The organism is Bacillus cereus group sp. BfR-BA-01380 (assembly GCF_022663535.1).
In the GTDB taxonomy this organism is placed as follows: domain Bacteria; phylum Bacillota; class Bacilli; order Bacillales; family Bacillaceae_G; genus Bacillus_A; species Bacillus_A cereus_BB.
On record NZ_JAKUFS010000013.1, the window covers coordinates 17646 to 35248 of the forward strand.

The following is a 17603-nucleotide window of genomic DNA, read 5'->3' on the forward strand; positions in this document are numbered from 1 at the left end:
GAAACTTTAATCAGTGGGGGTTTTCTTCATCCCCCACTGATTATAAGCCCTCACCAATCGGGCTTTTACGGGCAGTTTATCTCCCACCTAACTTCTTAAGAAAGGCGGAAGCGGCTCGCTCAGAATCGCAGGACGTTGGAGCACCCGACAGAGAGGCGCTTTTTGCCTCGTCCGAGGGGGCGAAACGACCGGAGATTCTAGCCGCTAGAGCTGGACAATGCTCTCGCCGAATTTTGAGGTGGGAGTATTACTGCCCGTTAATGCGGGATAAAAACGGCATCAAATTTAGATGCAAGTGTTTTCCCTTCTTCTAATTCAGCGAAAGTTATAGTTGTGAATTTCACGTTTTCTTCTCTTACTTTTGGAGCATTCCCTATAATACCGATGTTTAAGTTCTTACCTTTGTAAAGAGACGAATTAACTGTATCAGAATTACATCCAGCTAAAAACATTAAAATAAAAAGGAAAATGGGAAATGCCTTCTTCATTACCGACCCTCCTTTATAAACGTAACGAGAATAGAAATGAAAACATGTCCCAAATGCCGCAACAAAATAAAGAAGAAAACCCTCTTTTTCCGAAACAACTCTCGTAATCTTGTTTGCCCAAACTGCGATACAACATTACATGTAACAAAAAATCTTTTCTGATCTATTTTCTTTTTCATGTACTAATTTGTTTATTAATTTTTATAAGACCTCTTCTAGAAATCACTAATAAATTCCTTATGCTTGTCCTATGGGGCTTCATTTCAACTTTTATAGTTCAACCGATTGCTTTTTTCTATGAGGAAATAAAAGCGAGCTAGATTCCTACATAATTCCTTGTTAATAAATCAGATGGAACAGGCTTGATGCCAATTTCTCGTGACCAAACAGACAATTGTCCAATGTGATGAATTTCATGAGTAATGATATGACGAATAATTTTTTCATAAGTAAATGAAAATGAATTACCATTCTTACTCTTAACTTCTAAAATTCTCTCATTGGAATCAAGAGCATACCACTCTAAAAAGCTCTCTGTTACTGGTTTGGTTATATTAGAAAAAATTTTTACATCACTTAGGCTAGAAATCGTATTTATGTCCTTATTCATAGCAGTAGTTCCTTGCATCTGATTAATCCATAATTGTTCGCAATCAATCACATGAAATAAATTATGTATAATGCTCCCCATACCACCAGTACGTTTTTTCGTAAGCTCTTCACTCGAAATTGTTTCACACCACTTAAACCATTCTCTTCTAACTTGCCAATTATATTGAAACAAATCTATCAAAGAAATCACTCCAAACAAAAAATGGCCGTTCTTTATTCATACTTAAATAATTCCGTACTTTCTAAGAGCAAAGTCAATCCCATCTTCACTTGACTTTTTCGTGACGAAATCTGCAACTTCTTTTAATTGTTCATTCCCATTTCCCATAGCAATCCCGAGTCCTACTAATTCCAACATGTCTATATCATTTCCACCATCCCCAAACGCAATAGCCTCTGATTTATCAATGTCAAAATACTGTAAGACACTTTTGATTGCTAAAGATTTGGATACTTCTTCTTGTAATACATTTAACACAAAAGGATGCCATCTGCTAAACGTTAAATGTGGGAACTTATGAATGTACTTCTCTACTGTTTCATCAGTAGCATACAAACACATCAAATAGACCTCTTGATTATAAATATGTTTATTTATAGTTGGATAAGCATTCAATGACAACGTTTCATTCAATGCTTTTAATATTTCTATATCTTCTACACCATTCATACTAAAATCTTCTGTAAAGAACGACAGCCCATTATTCTCGATATTTGCAAATTCAACCACTTCTCGAATGATATTTTTATCCATTGGTACTTTATGGAGAACCTCTTGATTGTGCTTCACATAAGCTCCATTTGCTGTGATGAACGTATCTACTCCTAATTTTCTTATTTCATCGCACATAGATAACGGTCTTCCTGTTGCTGCAACTACCCTTAACCCTTTATTTTTCAATAATTTTATAGCTTCTTTCGTATGATCTGAAATACTACCATTTTCATGATGTGTAAGGGTTCCATCAACATCAAAAAATACAATTCTATAATCCATAAGATAACTCCTTTACAAATCAATACATAAATCAGAAGATAAGTACCTGAAAATTTAAAAAACAGAAAATTATGCACTCTAATAATATAAGCCCAAATACATTAATTAGCAATATTTCTAAAAATAAGAAAAACATGATGCGTTGTGAAATAAAATGTTTAACCTTTAAGTCTCGATAACTCTCAAATATACAATGGTTATCATCGTAAAATCCTACTTGAAGTATGCTATCTTGCGTAAGTGCAATTTGATATACATGTAAAAACAATTGTGAGATGTTAGCCATCCTCTCAAAAAAGAATTCATTCACTTTATATTCTTTAATATCTACTGTTGTCCCATCATTAAAACGGTTATCAAACAACAGACTAAAGTTGAATATCAAATTAGGTGTAGAATACATAAGAAATGACATGACTTGTAATTAAAAACCCTTTTTTGAGGAGCCCCATTATTTCTAATATTAAATTGGAAACCACTTCTTAACCACCTATGTAAAGCACACTTGACGTAAAGCATCCTTTACACTATAATGTGGTAAAACCTACGTAAAGTTTGCTTTACATAGGTTTTATGTCTATAAATGAAAGAAGTGATGGGTATTTGAAAAATAAACTGGTAGAATTCCGACAAAAACAGGGCTATTCACAAGACAAATTAGCTGAGTTACTCGGCGTGTCTAGGCAGACAATTATATCAATCGAAAAAGGAAAATATAACCCATCTTTGCCTTTAGCCTTATTAATTGGGAAGGTATTTAATACATATATAGAAAATATTTTCTTTTTAGAGTAAAACTGCTTCATTAAAAAAATGATAAGGAAGGTGTTATCTATGACCTCTAGACGAAACTTTTATATTATAGGCTGTTTGTTTATATTTATACTAAGTGTAAGGCTAGTTCTCAGTATTATGACAGATTCAGTATCATTTATAGAACTATTAATGTGGGGAGCTTTAGCTTTCTTAGGATTTACAGGAGGATATCTATATCCTCAATTTAAAAATGAAGATGAACGGGTTAAATTAATTAAACAAAAAGGAATGTATTTTTCGGGAGTTGCAGTACTAAGTTATTTTATGATTTCATTAGTGTTAATTCAATATAATATTGTTTCTCTTACTACCGTTGAAATCATTCGGCTTCTAATGTCGCTTACAATTATTACAATCTTTAGTTCTTGGATCGTCTTATCTCATAAATATTAAATTAATTAAACTCTTTTTTCACACATAATGAAATGACTCGATACACAAACGGGCAAAAGACACTTATAAATTGAATACCTATCAAAATTTATCAAGATTTTTATTTACTCTAAATTGCAGTTTTAGATCTTTCTTTAATACCTTCCCGGTAAAACGGTAACTTCGATATGAAAATAAATAACATAAGAACAAACATAATCGATGCAGCTGCCATAAAAGCTATTTTTGCTCCGAAAGCAGAGGTTAGTCCTCCTAACAGAACTCCAGATAGCGGAAAAGATACCGTTAATATCATACGGTATGCTGCATTAATTCTTCCCATAAATTGATTAGGAATTTCTTTTTGTCTAATTGTAAATGTATAAATATTTAACATTACCCCACCGATATTCAATATTGCATAGCCAAGCATAGCAATCTGCCAATCATGAAATACAGCAAGTATAATTGTTCCTATTAAAGAAACTAGTCCCACAAGTGTAATCGCATATCCCATTCGCATATATTTGATTACAAATGGAGCTATAAAAGATCCTAATAAAGCCATAGCTCCCATTATGGAATACACATTCCAACAATAGACGCACTAAGATTAAAATCGTTTGCTAAATGGAATGTCATTACTGTATATAGCGCTCCCACTGCCAAATTATAAAGACACCCTATGACTGCTAATGCCCACAAAATTCTATTATGAAATAAAAATACGACTCCTTCTTTTACATCATTAAGCACTTTATTAAATGTCATCTTTTCATTACTTCTCCCTACTTCACCCAATTTTATCGGCAAAATAATGACTACAATTAGCGTAAACAAATACGAAAATACATCTAGTAAAACTGCATGAATCGTTCCTACTAAGGCAATTGTAAAGCCTGCTATAGCTGGTCCAAATAGATTCGCTAAGTTATCCATACCTATGTAAATGGAATTTGCAGACGTTAATTGTTCTTCTTTTACTAACCTTGGCAACATATCAAAGTCCGCAACTAAATCAAAACACAATGTGAGGATTGACAATAGAAATCCGATAACAAATATTATCCCAATAGGAACTGTGCCAAATAATGATAATAACGGCAACATAGCCACTAATAAAAAACGACCAAAATCTGACCATATCATTACCTTTTTGCGGTTCCATTTGTCTACCATTGCTCCCAAAAATGGTCCAAGAATTACAAAAGGTACGACTTCAACAACCCACATTAAACTCATTAAACCAATTGAGTTTGTTCTTTCAAAAACAAACCAAGGGATAGCTAATCGATAAATTTGACTTCCGATTTTTGAAAAGGTTGCTCCTAAAAAATAAACAACAAACCACTTATTACCAAATACTCTCCATTTAGAGACTTTCATACTCATTACTCCTCCTCTCCTTCCAATATTTCTTGTCAATCAGCTAAAATATTTCGTTGCAAACGCTAGAAATATTGAAACGGAATACCGAAATCCCATCATCTTATTTTCAAGTTTCATATCCCTATTTGATATTTTATTAAATAGAACAACAAGATAAATCAATCGAAAGTACGAAACTTATATAAAAAAGCTACTACTTCTGTGGCAGAATAACAAAAAAACATATGATTTTAATAGGTAAAATGCTATTCTTTTTGTGGAATTTTATAAAATACAGATAATTATAAATACAAAAGTTGAGAGCAAAATTACATGTTCTTCTAAAACATATACAGATAATAGGTTATATGTTAAAATTAGGATATTTAACTACTAAGGGGGTAAGTGACTAATGTCAGTTAATAGGATAGAAGAATATTGGCATATGTACGCCAGAGAAAATAAGTTAAACATAAGTGGTGTTCCAGATGCATGGATGTTTGGAGATGGTTCTAAAGAAATGGGAGATGAATTAGGAAGTTTAGTTGTAAAAGGAATCAAAACAGGAACATGTGCTGCGCATTGTGTATACGAGCTTGAAGGAGAAGAAATTCAAAAAGTTGGTCAGTACGATATTGTATTGGATGGAGACAGTAATCCATTAGCAATTATAAAATATACAAAGATTGATTTTTGTAAAATGAATGAAGTCACAAGTGATTTTGCAAGGTCTGAGGGTGCAGGGGATTTAAGCTATGATTATTGGTATAGTGAGCATGTTAAATTTTTCACTTGGGAATTAAGTCAGTATGGACTTACTTTTACCTCAGACTTATTGCTAGTTTGTCAAACGTTTAAGGTAATGGATGTTTATAAAGATAGAGTATAAATTGAAGAAAAAAAGCATTTTTAAGGATACAATTTAGATGTAACAATATTTCAAACTATTTATATATCAATGTGAACAGAGGAGGCATGGTATGATTCGCGAGGCTGAATCAAAGGACAGTAATGAAATTGAAAATCTCTATAAAATATTAGCACCACACAGTAAAAACATTAAGGTTTTTCCAGAAAGAATTGAGCAAATTAAGAATGATTCTAATAACTTCTTATTTGTTTATGAGGAACACGGCAAGGTGAAAGGAAGTATATTTATGACTTTTTGCCTTGACCCTGGATATCAATTTCGCCCATACACCGTTCTAGAATATGTGATTGTAAATGAAGAATTTCGAGGGAATGGAATAGGTGAAAAATTATTGAAACATGTAGAGCAGTTATCAATTGCTAGAGAATCTACAAGAATTATTTTATTAAGTAGCGCAACTAGAATAGAAGCACATAAATTCTTCACGGAAAATGGTTATAATGGAACCATAAGTAAGGGATTTAAGAAATACATACCTATTTAACATCTTAGAACCATTCCTTAGTAATCGAAAATTAAATTACGCGGCATATGAAATCACAAACACATCGCTTGAAATATAATTTACTATCCTAAGAAAAAGGAAGATGACTTTCGTCGTCTTCCCTTTTTTGTTTCAGCGTAAATATTTATACTAATCAATAAACTACTATACTATTGTTTATTTAAAATCATGGGCAGTAACAAAAATAAGTGTTACTATATAGTATTTCTCCATACCCTTTTAATCAGAACTGAATATATATACATTCTATCTTTAAAATTAATCTTACGTTACCTCATTAAACATAAAGGATTTACATATTTTGGTGTAGTATTATTATATATGATAATATTTTTTTATTATAATTTACACAATAAGGGGATACGACAATGGATCAAACCATTCATATTGACGGTTTCGTCAAACCTAGATTTGAAAAAATCAAACAAGTATTTATAGAAAATTTTAAAGCTCGTAAAGAACTAGGCGCAGCTTGCTGCATCTATTACAACGGTGAGTGTGTTGTTGATCTATGGGGTGGATATCGTGATCATCTTACAAAAGAACTTTGGCAAGAAGATACAGCGGTTCTCATATTTTCTGGAACAAAAGGTTTCGCTGCTCTTGCATTGGCCTTAGCTCATTCAAAAGGTTATATAGATTACGAAGAAAAAGTATCTACTTATTGGAACGAATTCGGGGTAAATGGAAAAGAAAACATCACAGTTCGGCAACTACTTGGGCACGAAGCGGGCTTATGTTGTATTAATAAATTGCCACTACATACACTAAGTGATTTCGATACCAAAAATGTTACTCCTTATTTAGAAACCATGAAACCAGCTTGGGAACCTGGTACAAGACATGGTTATCATACTTGGACAATCGGTTGGTATATAAGTGAATTAATTCGTCATGTAGATCCAAAAGGAAGAAATCTGACTCAATTTTTCAATGAAGAGATTGCACAGCCTTTACAAGCAGAAATGTATATTGGTATCCCCTCTTCATTTCCAAATGAACAAATAGCGACTATTAAAGGAATCCAATCTATCTTTGATATATTTAAAAGCTTTGGCTCCTTCCCCAAAAGCTTACTCTGGGCATTTATGAATCCAAAATCCTTAGCAAAACGTAGTATGGTGGATCCAAAAGGATTACTAGCGCATGATAATTTCAACAAAAGAGAATTACGAGAAATAGAATTCCCATCTGGAAATGGTATCGGTGTAGTGCGTGATATGGCAAAAATATATAGTGAATTTGCTAATGGCGGTCCAATATTAGGTATAAGCCCATATACTTTAAGCGAACTATCAAAACCACCTGTACAAACGAGCAGTGGCTGGCGTGATGCTGTCCAAACCGTAGACACCGCTTTTTCATTAGGTTTTTTCAAACCGTTAGAAACTGGTTCTCACTACGGAAATCCCTCATGCTTTGGTCATCCAGGCGCGGGTGGCTCTTTATGTTTCGCTGATCCAATAAACCGAGTTGGCTTTTCTTATGCAATGACACGCGTTGGTATGCAGATGTTTGATGATCCGAGAGAAACAGCTATTCGCGAAGCTTTTTATAAAATAATTCTATAACAACAATATAAAATCTATGGGGATTATTACTATCTTTCTTCCGTACAATCGGTGAAACGAATGGTATATATTTCAAAGAAGAACACGATCATATGACGACTGAGTATCTTACACCTAGCCAACTTAAAACTTTAGAACGTGCCATGTGCAAAAAAATCGAAGCATGGTTCAGTAATTAAAAAAATGTGAAATGAGATTTCTTATATAATATTCGATATATAGATGGGAGATAAATATGATATTTAAAGAATTTGGCAACAAAAATATGCCAGTTATTATTTTTCTTCATGGTGGTGGACTGTCATGGTGGTCATTAAAACCACAAATTGAAGCATTGAAAAAGGAGTATTATATTGTTACACCTATTATTGATGGACATGGTGATGATTGGAATAATACTTTTGTAAGTATAAAAGTATCGGCAGAACAGGTTATTAATTATATAAAAGAAAATTGTAATGGAAAAGTTTTTGCAATTTGTGGTCTTTCTATTGGTGCTCAAATCGTTGTTGAAATAATATCACAAGAATGTGATATTACAGAGAATGCTGTTATAGAAAGTGCGTTGGTTTATCCTATGAAAATGGCAGTCACGTTAACTGTACCAATGTATAATGTGTGCTATGGGTTAATTAAAAAAAGATGGTATGCAAAACTACAGGCTAAAACAATAAATGTACCAGATGAATTATTTGAAACCTATTATGAAGATAGTTCACGAATGACAAAAGAAACCCTAATTAATATTACGAAAAGCAATGGAGATTATTCAATACCTTCAACATTATGCAAGACGAAAGCAAAAACATTAATATTAGTTGGTGAGAAAGAATTATCAATAATGAAAAAATCAGCAACACTACTTCACGATACCATTAATGGTAGTTTTTTAAAAGTCATTAAAAAAAATGGGCATGGAGAAATTAGTTTAATTCATCCAGATAAATACCTTGATATAGTACAACACTTTTTTATAAATAATATAAAATAAGGGATTCTTTTGGAGTTCCCTTAAAAACCTCATTTTTCACAGCGGCTACTGTAACACCCCGTTGCATCATCCTCTACTCTTCCTTACAATTAAAATAAGAACGTGCGTTCTTTTATATCGTTTCATAGGAGGGGTACCATGTCCTAGCAACATCGAAATACAGCAGGTGTGCAAGCATACAATAAAAAGAAAAGTTTAAAAGCAGCTTCTTGTGTCCATCATGTCATCCAAACATTGCTTCGAGAAAACCGTGCTGTTAACTTCCATGCGGTCTCCGTACGCTCTGGCGTTTCCAAAGCCTATCTGTAGTTGTTTCAACGGATTGATAATCTTAGAAAACAACAGTACGACTACGATCCACCTCTCGATGAGTACAGTCTCATCGAAGAACAAAATGCACATTTAATGACACTCTTGTATCAAACATACGAAAACAAGGCCGATTACTTGTCAGCCTTGTTTTTTGTAAAACCATCATTAGTATTATAGAAAGAAAATATTTTATCCATATTAAGACATCCCCCTAGACGGTTGCACTTCATTCATAAACAATCTTAAGGGTCTCTACCTTATACCCCTCCGCTAAGGCAGAGAATGTAGAGTGTTCTTTTTGTGGAGATGCTTTTGCTAAGAATAACGTTCCCTCTTTTCCATTAACTTCTATATTGTTTACCAAGTAGCCTTTTTTGGCATGAATGTACCACTTGTCGTTATATTTCAAAGTCGCTGTTTCATTTGGTTTTTTCTTTGCTTCCTCCCATTGTGCTTTGATTGCTTCAGGGACGAGACTATCGATATTCCCAGTCTTCATTTGTGGCTGGTCCTTTTTAAACATTTCTTCTTTTTTGTATCCTGTTAAATCTGGTGTAAATCTTTTACTATCAATAGGAACATTGATTTCTAAACTCGTAGAATATAAATAATCAGCTACCTTGCCAGCCGCATCATACGTTTCATACTTTACGAGAATTCCCGTATCTTTATCAACCCAAAAACGGAAGGACTTGTTAATCCGTTTGTTTATATTCCCTTTGATGACAAGCGTATTATGCCCCAATAACTGTTCGTTTTGCTTTTCGATCTCCCAAGTATTCAAATTCCTTGTATAGTTTGAGGCTATTTCATAAGGAAATAGTGAACTCATTGCTTCTCCAATAGGAGGTCTTTCTCGATTAACTGTTACGTTATCACCTTCACTATTTATTAAAAATGCATTCTCAATCTTTAATGGCTTAGAACGTTCTTCTTCTGGATATTTCAACTCTATATACATACCTGTATCTTCTACAACTTTCCACATTATACCATCGTTGTAATAAAGAGATGTTACCTTTTCTATTTCATTGTCCACACGAGTAGTTTTACTATGGCCACCTGCTTTATTATGCAAACTGAGTTCATAGTTAATTACCCCGTCACCTGGAACAGTAGCTTGATGAACTTTAAATTCGCCTTTAGCAGTTTCAAAATTATCGACTGTATTCAGCATTTTCGTCAGTATCTCTTCTTTCGTCATATCCCCAAAATATTCTTCTTGCTTAGGAGGAGTATATACCGTTCCCTCTTTTTTTATTTCGGTTGTTGTTTCTTTTTTGGAAGTTTGTCCTTTCTGCTGTTCAGTTGTCCCATCTGCACGGGCATTTAACAAGGAGAATAATGAAACAACAATCACAGTAATTACACCAAGTACAGACCAACGATACGATTTCTTTTGAAACTTTTTAATCATGAAAACCCTCCTTTTTAAGGCTCTTTTATTTCTGATTAGATTCGCCAAACCTGGTACTTGGTAATAGCTAGAGGAATGTTCTAAAAGATTGATAATGGTATATCCATATGCGATTTTTTCCTTTTCCTCGAAAAACGTGAGCGCAAGTGCATCGCATGCCATCTCTTGATCTTCCCGCATGCATGAGTAAGCATACCAAAGAATCGGATTAAACCAATTCAAAATTAACAGACTATACATAATCCAATTGACGAAAACATCTCTCCGCTTAATGTGACCTAACTCATGATGAAAAATATGTTGTAGTTGCTGCTCATTGAGCCTACTAATATGCACACTCGATATTAATACTTTCGGATGAAAGAATCCAAACACTGTCGGACTTGAAACTTTCCCAGCTATCAGTAACGGGATATTATTTTGGATGGACATAGACCTTTTACACTTTTCAAAGATGTTAATAACCCTTTCTTCTGTGATAACGGGTTGTTGTTGTATGTAGGAATGTAATCGTCTATTGATAAGATAAGTTGTGAAGCCTAGTATGATAACGCCTATCATCCAAATATATGAAACAATTGTATACAAAGAAAGGGCGGTATCCTTTTGTTTCTCATTATGAGCGGGCTCTACTATAGGTTCCTTCGTTGTCTGATGTGTATGATCATTGGAGCTTGTCTCTTGTTTAACTGTATTGATATCTGGCATGCTTTTCGTCTCACGCACATGCTCGTTTTTTGAAGAAACAACAGGTTGATTTTGAGCAAAAGTAGTCGTTTTATAACCATATGAAAGGAGTGAATACATACTATAAGAACTATCAGGTGACCATGGCAACAGTAGTCGCACAATCAAAATCATCCATAGTAAATAATGCCATCTTGGACCTAGCTTGTTTCTTAATAAGACTTTGACACACAAAATAAATCCCACTAATACACTTGCCATCAGAGATGTATCTATAATCCAGTCAAATACGAAAGGAAGGTAGGTATTTATAAACCTATCTATCACTTCTATCTCCCCTTCCGCCGATTTTCTTCATTCTTCTCATCAAGGATCCGTCTGAGTTCGTTAATGTCTTCTGAAGATAATTTTTCTTCTTTCAAAAAATTTACAAGCAACGGTTTAAACGCCACACCGCAAAAACGTTTGAGTAAAGATTTTGTCTCTACTTGTAGATAAAGATCTTGCGACACTAAAGGATAATAGGCGTACATACGCCCTTTCTCCTGATGATAAGAAATAGCTTCTTTTTGAACCAATCTATTCATCAGTGTTCGAATGGTCTTCGGATTCCAATCTACGATCAATTCCAGTTCTTTAATCACCTCATTTGCTGTTTGAGGGGATTTTCCCCAAAGAACTTTCATGATTTCTAGTTCAGCTTCAGATATTCTAGGTAATTCTTTCATTGCATATCTCCCCTTATATTACAAATGTAATCTTAAATTTGATATTACATTTGTAATCAACTAATGTCAACAATATTCAAAACATTTCTCATTAAGTGTATGTAACGGTTTCACCCCACCGATACAAAGTACCCTTTTCGTAACCAAACAAAAACACGGCCGAAAAGTAAAAGCGGCCGTGTTTTTATAAAGTCATAGTTGAATTAATAATCACAAAATTATATAGAAAGAATCCCTTGTATATTTCTAATCATGCATTGGGAGGTTTCCCCCTATTTTTCACGAATATTGCTTATAAGAGTTCAGCTGAGATACGTGTGAGGTTAGATCATAAAAAATATAAAGTAAAAAAACATATGAATGTAATCGTTCTAATGATGTTGTTAGTATATACTTTATCAATTCAATGCGAGGAGATGAGTGTTTATTAGTATATTAGAAACTATATATGAATCTTCTGTTTTACTGTTAGTTATATGTTCATTTTTCTATTATATACACCTAAGAAAAATGAAACGAGAAAGAAAGCTTTCTTCTTTCGAATTCACAATGTATACAATAACTCAATTTGCTTATATTCTTTGGGCGGGCAGTTCTCTGCTTAAAATTTTGTCAAAATAAAGTGAAACTTTAATCAGTGGGGGTTTTCTTCATCCCCCACTGATTATCAGCCCTCACCAATCGGGCACATACCAATAGTTTTTACTCATCTATCTTCTAAGCTTACTGAATATCAATTTATCTCCTTACGATTGAATATCATCAAAGTGTTGCTGCGCTTCGTTTATGTAGTCAGGACCAATTCTTTGTTACACCACATGTTAATTTGCATAGTAAAATAACACGCAAAAAAGCTCAAAGTCCATATATGGCTCTGAGCTTTACTTTTGTATGAGGCTTATTCAATTAAAGCCCCGTTAGTGAATTAATCATTTTCAGAAGAAATATTTAATACTCTGAGAAAATAAAAAATAAAAAACAAAAATTACTAAAACTAAATCAACTAATGCTAACTTCTTATTTCCTTCTTTTAAATTTATGATAAAACCATAAATAATTCTAACCATCCAAAAAGCTATCAAAAATAACCAGCCAAAATGGTCATTTGTATAGTTTTCATCAAAAAACATTTGTATTGCACCTAAGAATAATAAAATAAGTACGATATTAGTTCCAACCCTTAAAGCCCTATTTGATTTATTATTTTTCAATTTATCATCCCCAATTCAACAATCCCTCTTAAACTATCCTACTTTTTAGCAGAACGAAGACAATTTTGCTTCTCATTATATTTTAACATAAATTACCTAATCCTTTCATTTCCTTTTTGACACCTCGAATAACAACCAAAATAACGAAGTGACAATAGTTGTGGTCATTCCGTTAATTGGTATACAATTTCACTTGTTAATTCAACAGTGAAAACAAGACAAATCTTTACATATCAACAAAAAAATCGAGTATAAAACCTTTGTGATTTTATACTCGATTTAACCTGCCATTTATACAGTTTCTCCATGTTCTCAAAAGTTACCAATTAGTCTATATCTTCATGTTTAATTCCATATTTGGATTATAGAATTGTAGCCATCTTTCAGCTTCACTAACCATCCATTTTCCGAATTCATTTAAAAATAATAACAGTACTTTTGTATCTATTATAGGTGTTATTGCATATTCAAGTGCCCTTCTCATATCGTGTTCCTTTTCAGGAAAATATTTCGAAAACAATTTATAAGCAGGATATAAATCTCTTGTATATGTGTTTTCTTTCGTTATGACAAGTGCAAGTCCGGCTCTTACTATAATTTTCATAATCCACTTGCAACAATCTTTAATATCCTCTATATCAGGATTATCTTGAAGGTCATCACAAGCATTTTTAATTTGAGTTTGTAAGTGAATAAGGTGGTCATTTGCTAATGCTTCGTTAGCTTTATATTGTGGTAATTGAGGTATCAAATCCTCTCCAAATACACATATTCCATGGGTTTTAAGTATAAAACTCATTATAGAAAATGATGAAGTATTTAGAATCTCTTCTATGGAGTAGAAGCTTAGTTCAATACCATCTACGCAATCATATTTTTGATTTAACCTGTTTTCTATTTTTTTCACCCAATTTAACTCTAGTTTATTAGGATGTTGCTTAGTCACCGCTATTGTATCTAAGTCAGCGACACCTTCAATGCCTATCCCTTTTGGAATTGATCCTCTTATGTATACACTATGTAAATCATCTTTGAGATAGGTAGAATAAGCATGAATCACATCATGAATTACAAGTAAAAAAATAGGATTGATTTTATTTTTATCTGACTGGTTGATTATATATCCATCTTTATCTGTAATGCATAGACTTCCGATATCTTTAATAACAGTCATTACATCGCCCCTTTTACTATTTTAAAAATGTATTTGTATCTCTTTATTAAACTTATCCCATTTTGATTGCTAAAAAGCATGTTCACCACTGATATATTTCTCCCCCATTACGAATTATTTCATCTGATCAAATTAAAAGTTTACAATTATGAAAAAAGAGAAGACGACTTTCGTCGTCTTCCCTTTTTTGTTTCAGCGTAAATATTTATACTAATCAATAAATTACTATTCTATTGTTTATTTAAAATCATTCACATCTAAACTTAGTTAGAAACCTTAGACTCTTCTAATTTCTCACGAAGAACCATTTGTAAGATACCACCGTGACGGTAGTAGTCGATTTCTACTTCGCTGTCGAAGCGTGCTACAACTTCAAATTGTTTTTTGTTTCCTTCAGAGTCAGTCGCAACTACTTTTACAATGTCGCGTGGTTTTACTGTCTTATCAACTTGAATTTCAAATGACTCTTGACCAGTAAGACCTAATGTTTCTGCACTTTCGCCATCTTTAAATTGTAGCGGTAATACGCCCATTAATACAAGGTTACTGCGGTGGATACGCTCGAAGCTTTCCGCGATAACTGCTTTAATGCCTAAAAGATTTGTACCTTTTGCAGCCCAGTCACGTGAGCTTCCCATACCGTAGTCTTTACCAGCGATAACAAGAAGACCTGTGCCGTCTTGTTTGTATTTCATTGCTGCATCATAGATAGATGTTACTTCGCCTGTTGGCCAGTATGTTGTGAATCCACCTTCTGTGCCAGGTGCGATTTGGTTTTTAATGCGAATGTTCGCAAATGTACCACGCATCATAACTTCATGGTTACCACGGCGAGAACCGTAAGAGTTGAAGTCAACTGGCTGTACGCCATTTTCTAATAAGTAACGGCCTGCTGGTGTGTTTTTACCGATAGATCCTGCTGGTGAAATATGGTCTGTTGTTACAGAATCACCAAATTTGCCAACTACGCGCAGTCCTGAAAGTGTTTCCACTTCACCTGGCTCTTTAGATAACCCTTCGAAGAACGGTGGGTTTTGGATATATGTTGAGTCATTATCCCAAGTATATAACGCTTCGTTTGAAGTTTGGATTTCATTCCAACGTTCGTTGCTGTTAAATACTTGTGCATATTCTTTCTTAAATAGTTCAGATGTTACTACGTTTTGTACAACTTCTTCGATTTCTGCCGCTGTTGGCCAGATGTCGTTAAAGTAAATTGGGTTACCGTTTGCATCGTTACCGATTGCATCAGTTTTCAGGTCGATATCTACTGTACCAGCAAGTGCGTATGCAACTACAAGCGGTGGTGATGCTAAGTAGTTTGCTTTTACAAGCGGATGAATACGACCTTCAAAGTTACGGTTACCAGATAATACAGATGTTACTAATAAGTCATTTGCAGCGATTGATTCTTCTAATTCTGGTGCTAATGGACCAGAGTTACCGATACAAGTTGTACAACCATAACCTACTGTTTGGAAACCTAATTGATTTAAATAAGTTGTTAACCCAGACTTATCTAAGTATTCCGTAACAACTTTAGATCCTGGTGCTAATGATGTTTTTACATAACCAGGTACTTTAAGTCCTTTTTCAATTGCTTTTTTCGCAACTAAACCTGCACCAATTAATACATATGGATTAGATGTATTTGTACAGCTTGTAATCGCAGCAATTGCAATTGCACCTGTATTCATCGTTACTTCTTCATCTTGTAATACTACTTTCACTTCTTTATCAAATTCTTGCTCTGCGAAGCCGAATCCTTGGTTACCAACCGGTGCCACAACAGCTTTACGGAACTCATCTCTCATGTTAGAAAGAGGAATTAAGTCTTGTGGACGTTTCGGACCAGAAAGGTTAGACTCGATTGTATTTAAATCAATTTCAACAAGATCTGTATAAATTGGATCTTGACTATCAGCTGTATAGAATAAGCCGTTTGCTTTACAATATTCTTCAACGATGCGAATTTGTTCTTCGCTTCTTCCTGTTAAACGTAAGTAATCTAATGAAATATCATCGATTGGGAAGAATCCACAAGTCGCGCCGTACTCTGGTGCCATGTTAGAAATTGTTGCACGGTCAGCTAATGGCATGCTTTGTAAACCGCTACCGAAGAATTCAACGAATTTTCCAACTACACCTTTTTGACGTAATACTTGTGTTACTTTTAATGCAACGTCTGTTGCTGTTGTACCACTTGGAAGTGTACCTGTTAATTTCACACCGATTACTTCTGGTACTGGGAAGTATGAAGGCTGGCCAAGCATTCCAGCTTCTGCTTCAATACCACCAACGCCCCATCCAAGAACGCCGATACCATTAATCATCGTTGTATGAGAATCTGTTCCTACTAATGAATCTGGGTATGCAACAAGTTCACCTTCAGCATTTTTCACTGCATGAACAACTGGTGCTAAATACTCAAGGTTTACTTGGTGAACGATACCTGTTGCTGGTGGAACTGCACGGTAGTTATCAAATGATTTTTGTGCCCAGCTTAAGAATTTATAACGTTCTTCATTACGTTTAAACTCTAAGTCCATGTTAAATTGAAGCGCATCTGCTGTACCTGCTCTATCAACCTGTACAGAGTGGTCAATAACAAGATCAACTGTAATTTCTGGATTGATTTTATCAGGATTCCCACCCATATCTGCCATTGCTTTACGAAGAGAAGCTAAATCAACTACAGCTGGAACCCCTGTAAAGTCTTGTAAGATAACGCGAGATGGTTTGAACGGTACATCGATATCTTGAATATCTTTCGTTCCCCACTTCGCTAAGTTTTCAACATGCTCTTCTTTAATAACGCGGCCATCAACTTGACGAAGTACTGATTCAAGTAATACTTTAATTGAATAAGGTAATTTAGAAACATTACCTACCCCTGCATTTTCAAGCGCTTTCAAATTATAATAGTGATACGTATTTCCATCTACTTCAAATGTTGCGCGAGCGTGAAATGGATTGTGTTTTACCATTATGGTTACCCCCCTGTTAAACGTGACTGAAATTGTCTGAATATAAAATGTAGACGAATTTTTCAATACCTTACGATAATATATTATTACAACTTAATGGATAAGTAAATAATAAGAAACTTATAGTTTCTCATAAGTTTTCGTTATAACCTCGTTGTTGTATAATAATTTTCTCGTTAACAGATACTATTCCTATAAAGTGAAACTTCTGTTTAGAAGATATTTTACTTTATAAATAAACCGAACTATTCAAGTTTTTACAGCCAATTAGGGGGGATAGTAATGGGAAAACGTAAAGCAAATCATGTCATTCCTGGAATGAATGCTGCCTCTGCACAAGGACAAGGTACAGGATACAATGAGGAATTTTCAAATGAGCCATTAACACCTGCACAACGCCAAAACAATAAAAAGCGTAAAAAGAATCAATAATTTA

The 17603-nt window shown here is 34.0% G+C and carries 18 protein-coding genes; 8 read left to right on the plus strand and 10 right to left on the minus strand.

Annotation, left to right across the window (positions count from 1 at the left end):
* Positions 1 to 257: 257 nt before the first annotated feature.
* From MR076_RS13455 to MR076_RS13465, 3 genes are all read right to left on the minus strand, one after another.
* The gene (locus MR076_RS13455) at positions 258 to 488 is read right to left on the minus strand and encodes a hypothetical protein (protein ID WP_242221325.1); all 231 of its coding nucleotides are present in this window, start codon (positions 486 to 488) and stop codon (positions 258 to 260) included.
* Positions 489 to 804: 316 nt separating this feature from the next.
* Positions 805 to 1281: a DinB family protein gene (locus MR076_RS13460; protein WP_242221326.1), complete on the minus strand. Its 477-nt coding sequence runs from the start codon at positions 1279 to 1281 to the stop codon at positions 805 to 807.
* Positions 1282 to 1323: 42 nt separating this feature from the next.
* Positions 1324 to 2097 (minus strand): Cof-type HAD-IIB family hydrolase, encoded by a 774-nt coding sequence (locus MR076_RS13465; RefSeq protein WP_242221328.1) that lies wholly within the window; start codon positions 2095 to 2097, stop codon positions 1324 to 1326.
* Positions 2098 to 2700: 603 nt separating this feature from the next.
* Here MR076_RS13465 and MR076_RS13470 point away from each other — a divergent pair.
* Together MR076_RS13470 and MR076_RS13475 are read left to right on the plus strand one after the other, a co-directional pair.
* The gene (locus MR076_RS13470) at positions 2701 to 2892 is read left to right on the plus strand and encodes a helix-turn-helix transcriptional regulator (protein ID WP_277928470.1); all 192 of its coding nucleotides are present in this window, start codon (positions 2701 to 2703) and stop codon (positions 2890 to 2892) included.
* 39 nt (positions 2893 to 2931) lie between these two features.
* Positions 2932 to 3306, plus strand: coding sequence for a hypothetical protein (locus MR076_RS13475; protein WP_242221332.1), 375 nt, complete (start codon positions 2932 to 2934; stop codon positions 3304 to 3306).
* Between the two features lie 109 nt (positions 3307 to 3415).
* Here the strand turns inward: MR076_RS13475 and MR076_RS13480 are convergent, their stop codons facing one another.
* Together MR076_RS13480 and MR076_RS13485 are read right to left on the minus strand one after the other, a co-directional pair.
* A complete protein-coding gene (locus tag MR076_RS13480; RefSeq protein WP_242221334.1) occupies positions 3416 to 3853 on the minus strand; it encodes an MFS transporter in 438 nt (145 codons plus the stop codon).
* An 8-nt stretch (positions 3854 to 3861) separates the two neighbouring features.
* Positions 3862 to 4671, minus strand: coding sequence for an MFS transporter (locus MR076_RS13485; protein WP_242221336.1), 810 nt, complete (start codon positions 4669 to 4671; stop codon positions 3862 to 3864).
* Positions 4672 to 5065: 394 nt separating this feature from the next.
* Here MR076_RS13485 and MR076_RS13490 point away from each other — a divergent pair, with 394 nt between their 5' ends.
* The 4 genes from MR076_RS13490 (at position 5066) to MR076_RS13505 (ending at position 8651) form a co-directional block, all read left to right on the plus strand.
* On the plus strand, positions 5066 to 5542 hold the full coding sequence (locus MR076_RS13490; protein ID WP_242221338.1) for an ASCH domain-containing protein: 477 nt from the start codon (positions 5066 to 5068) through the stop codon (positions 5540 to 5542).
* A 91-nt stretch (positions 5543 to 5633) separates the two neighbouring features.
* Positions 5634 to 6068 (plus strand): GNAT family N-acetyltransferase, encoded by a 435-nt coding sequence (locus tag MR076_RS13495; protein WP_242221340.1) that lies wholly within the window; start codon positions 5634 to 5636, stop codon positions 6066 to 6068.
* 389 nt (positions 6069 to 6457) lie between these two features.
* Complete coding sequence (locus MR076_RS13500) at positions 6458 to 7660, plus strand: serine hydrolase domain-containing protein (RefSeq protein ID WP_242221342.1); 1203 nt, start codon at positions 6458 to 6460, stop codon at positions 7658 to 7660.
* 235 nt (positions 7661 to 7895) lie between these two features.
* Positions 7896 to 8651: an alpha/beta fold hydrolase gene (locus tag MR076_RS13505; protein ID WP_242221344.1), complete on the plus strand. Its 756-nt coding sequence runs from the start codon at positions 7896 to 7898 to the stop codon at positions 8649 to 8651.
* A gap of 538 nt (positions 8652 to 9189) precedes the next feature.
* Here the strand turns inward: MR076_RS13505 and MR076_RS13510 are convergent.
* Positions 9190 to 11394 carry a M56 family metallopeptidase gene (locus MR076_RS13510; protein WP_242221346.1) on the minus strand — a complete coding sequence of 735 codons (2205 nt, stop codon included), beginning with the start codon at positions 11392 to 11394 and terminating at the stop codon, positions 9190 to 9192.
* 2 nt (positions 11395 to 11396) lie between these two features.
* Positions 11397 to 11795, minus strand: coding sequence for a BlaI/MecI/CopY family transcriptional regulator (locus MR076_RS13515; protein ID WP_242221348.1), 399 nt, complete (start codon positions 11793 to 11795; stop codon positions 11397 to 11399).
* Between the two features lie 420 nt (positions 11796 to 12215).
* On the opposite strand from MR076_RS13515, the gene MR076_RS26570 reads away from it, so the two are divergent.
* Positions 12216 to 12416, plus strand: a complete 201-nt coding sequence (locus MR076_RS26570) for a hypothetical protein (RefSeq protein ID WP_242221350.1) — start codon at positions 12216 to 12218, stop codon at positions 12414 to 12416.
* Between the two features lie 314 nt (positions 12417 to 12730).
* Here the strand turns inward: MR076_RS26570 and MR076_RS13525 are convergent, their stop codons facing one another.
* The 3 genes from MR076_RS13525 to acnA all read right to left on the minus strand — a co-directional run bounded on the left by MR076_RS13525 (position 12731) and on the right by acnA (position 17167).
* The gene (locus MR076_RS13525) at positions 12731 to 13006 is read right to left on the minus strand and encodes a hypothetical protein (protein ID WP_242221352.1); all 276 of its coding nucleotides are present in this window, start codon (positions 13004 to 13006) and stop codon (positions 12731 to 12733) included.
* A gap of 331 nt (positions 13007 to 13337) precedes the next feature.
* Positions 13338 to 14180, minus strand: coding sequence for a nucleotidyltransferase (locus MR076_RS13530; protein ID WP_242221356.1), 843 nt, complete (start codon positions 14178 to 14180; stop codon positions 13338 to 13340).
* Positions 14181 to 14443: 263 nt separating this feature from the next.
* Complete coding sequence (gene acnA / locus MR076_RS13535) at positions 14444 to 17167, minus strand: aconitate hydratase AcnA (protein WP_242221359.1); 2724 nt, start codon at positions 17165 to 17167, stop codon at positions 14444 to 14446.
* Between the two features lie 282 nt (positions 17168 to 17449).
* Between acnA and sspO the strand changes: the two genes are divergently transcribed.
* Entirely contained in the window at positions 17450 to 17599 is a 150-nt protein-coding gene (gene sspO / locus MR076_RS13540; protein WP_020063103.1) for a small acid-soluble spore protein O, read from the plus strand.
* Positions 17600 to 17603: the final 4 nt, after the last annotated feature.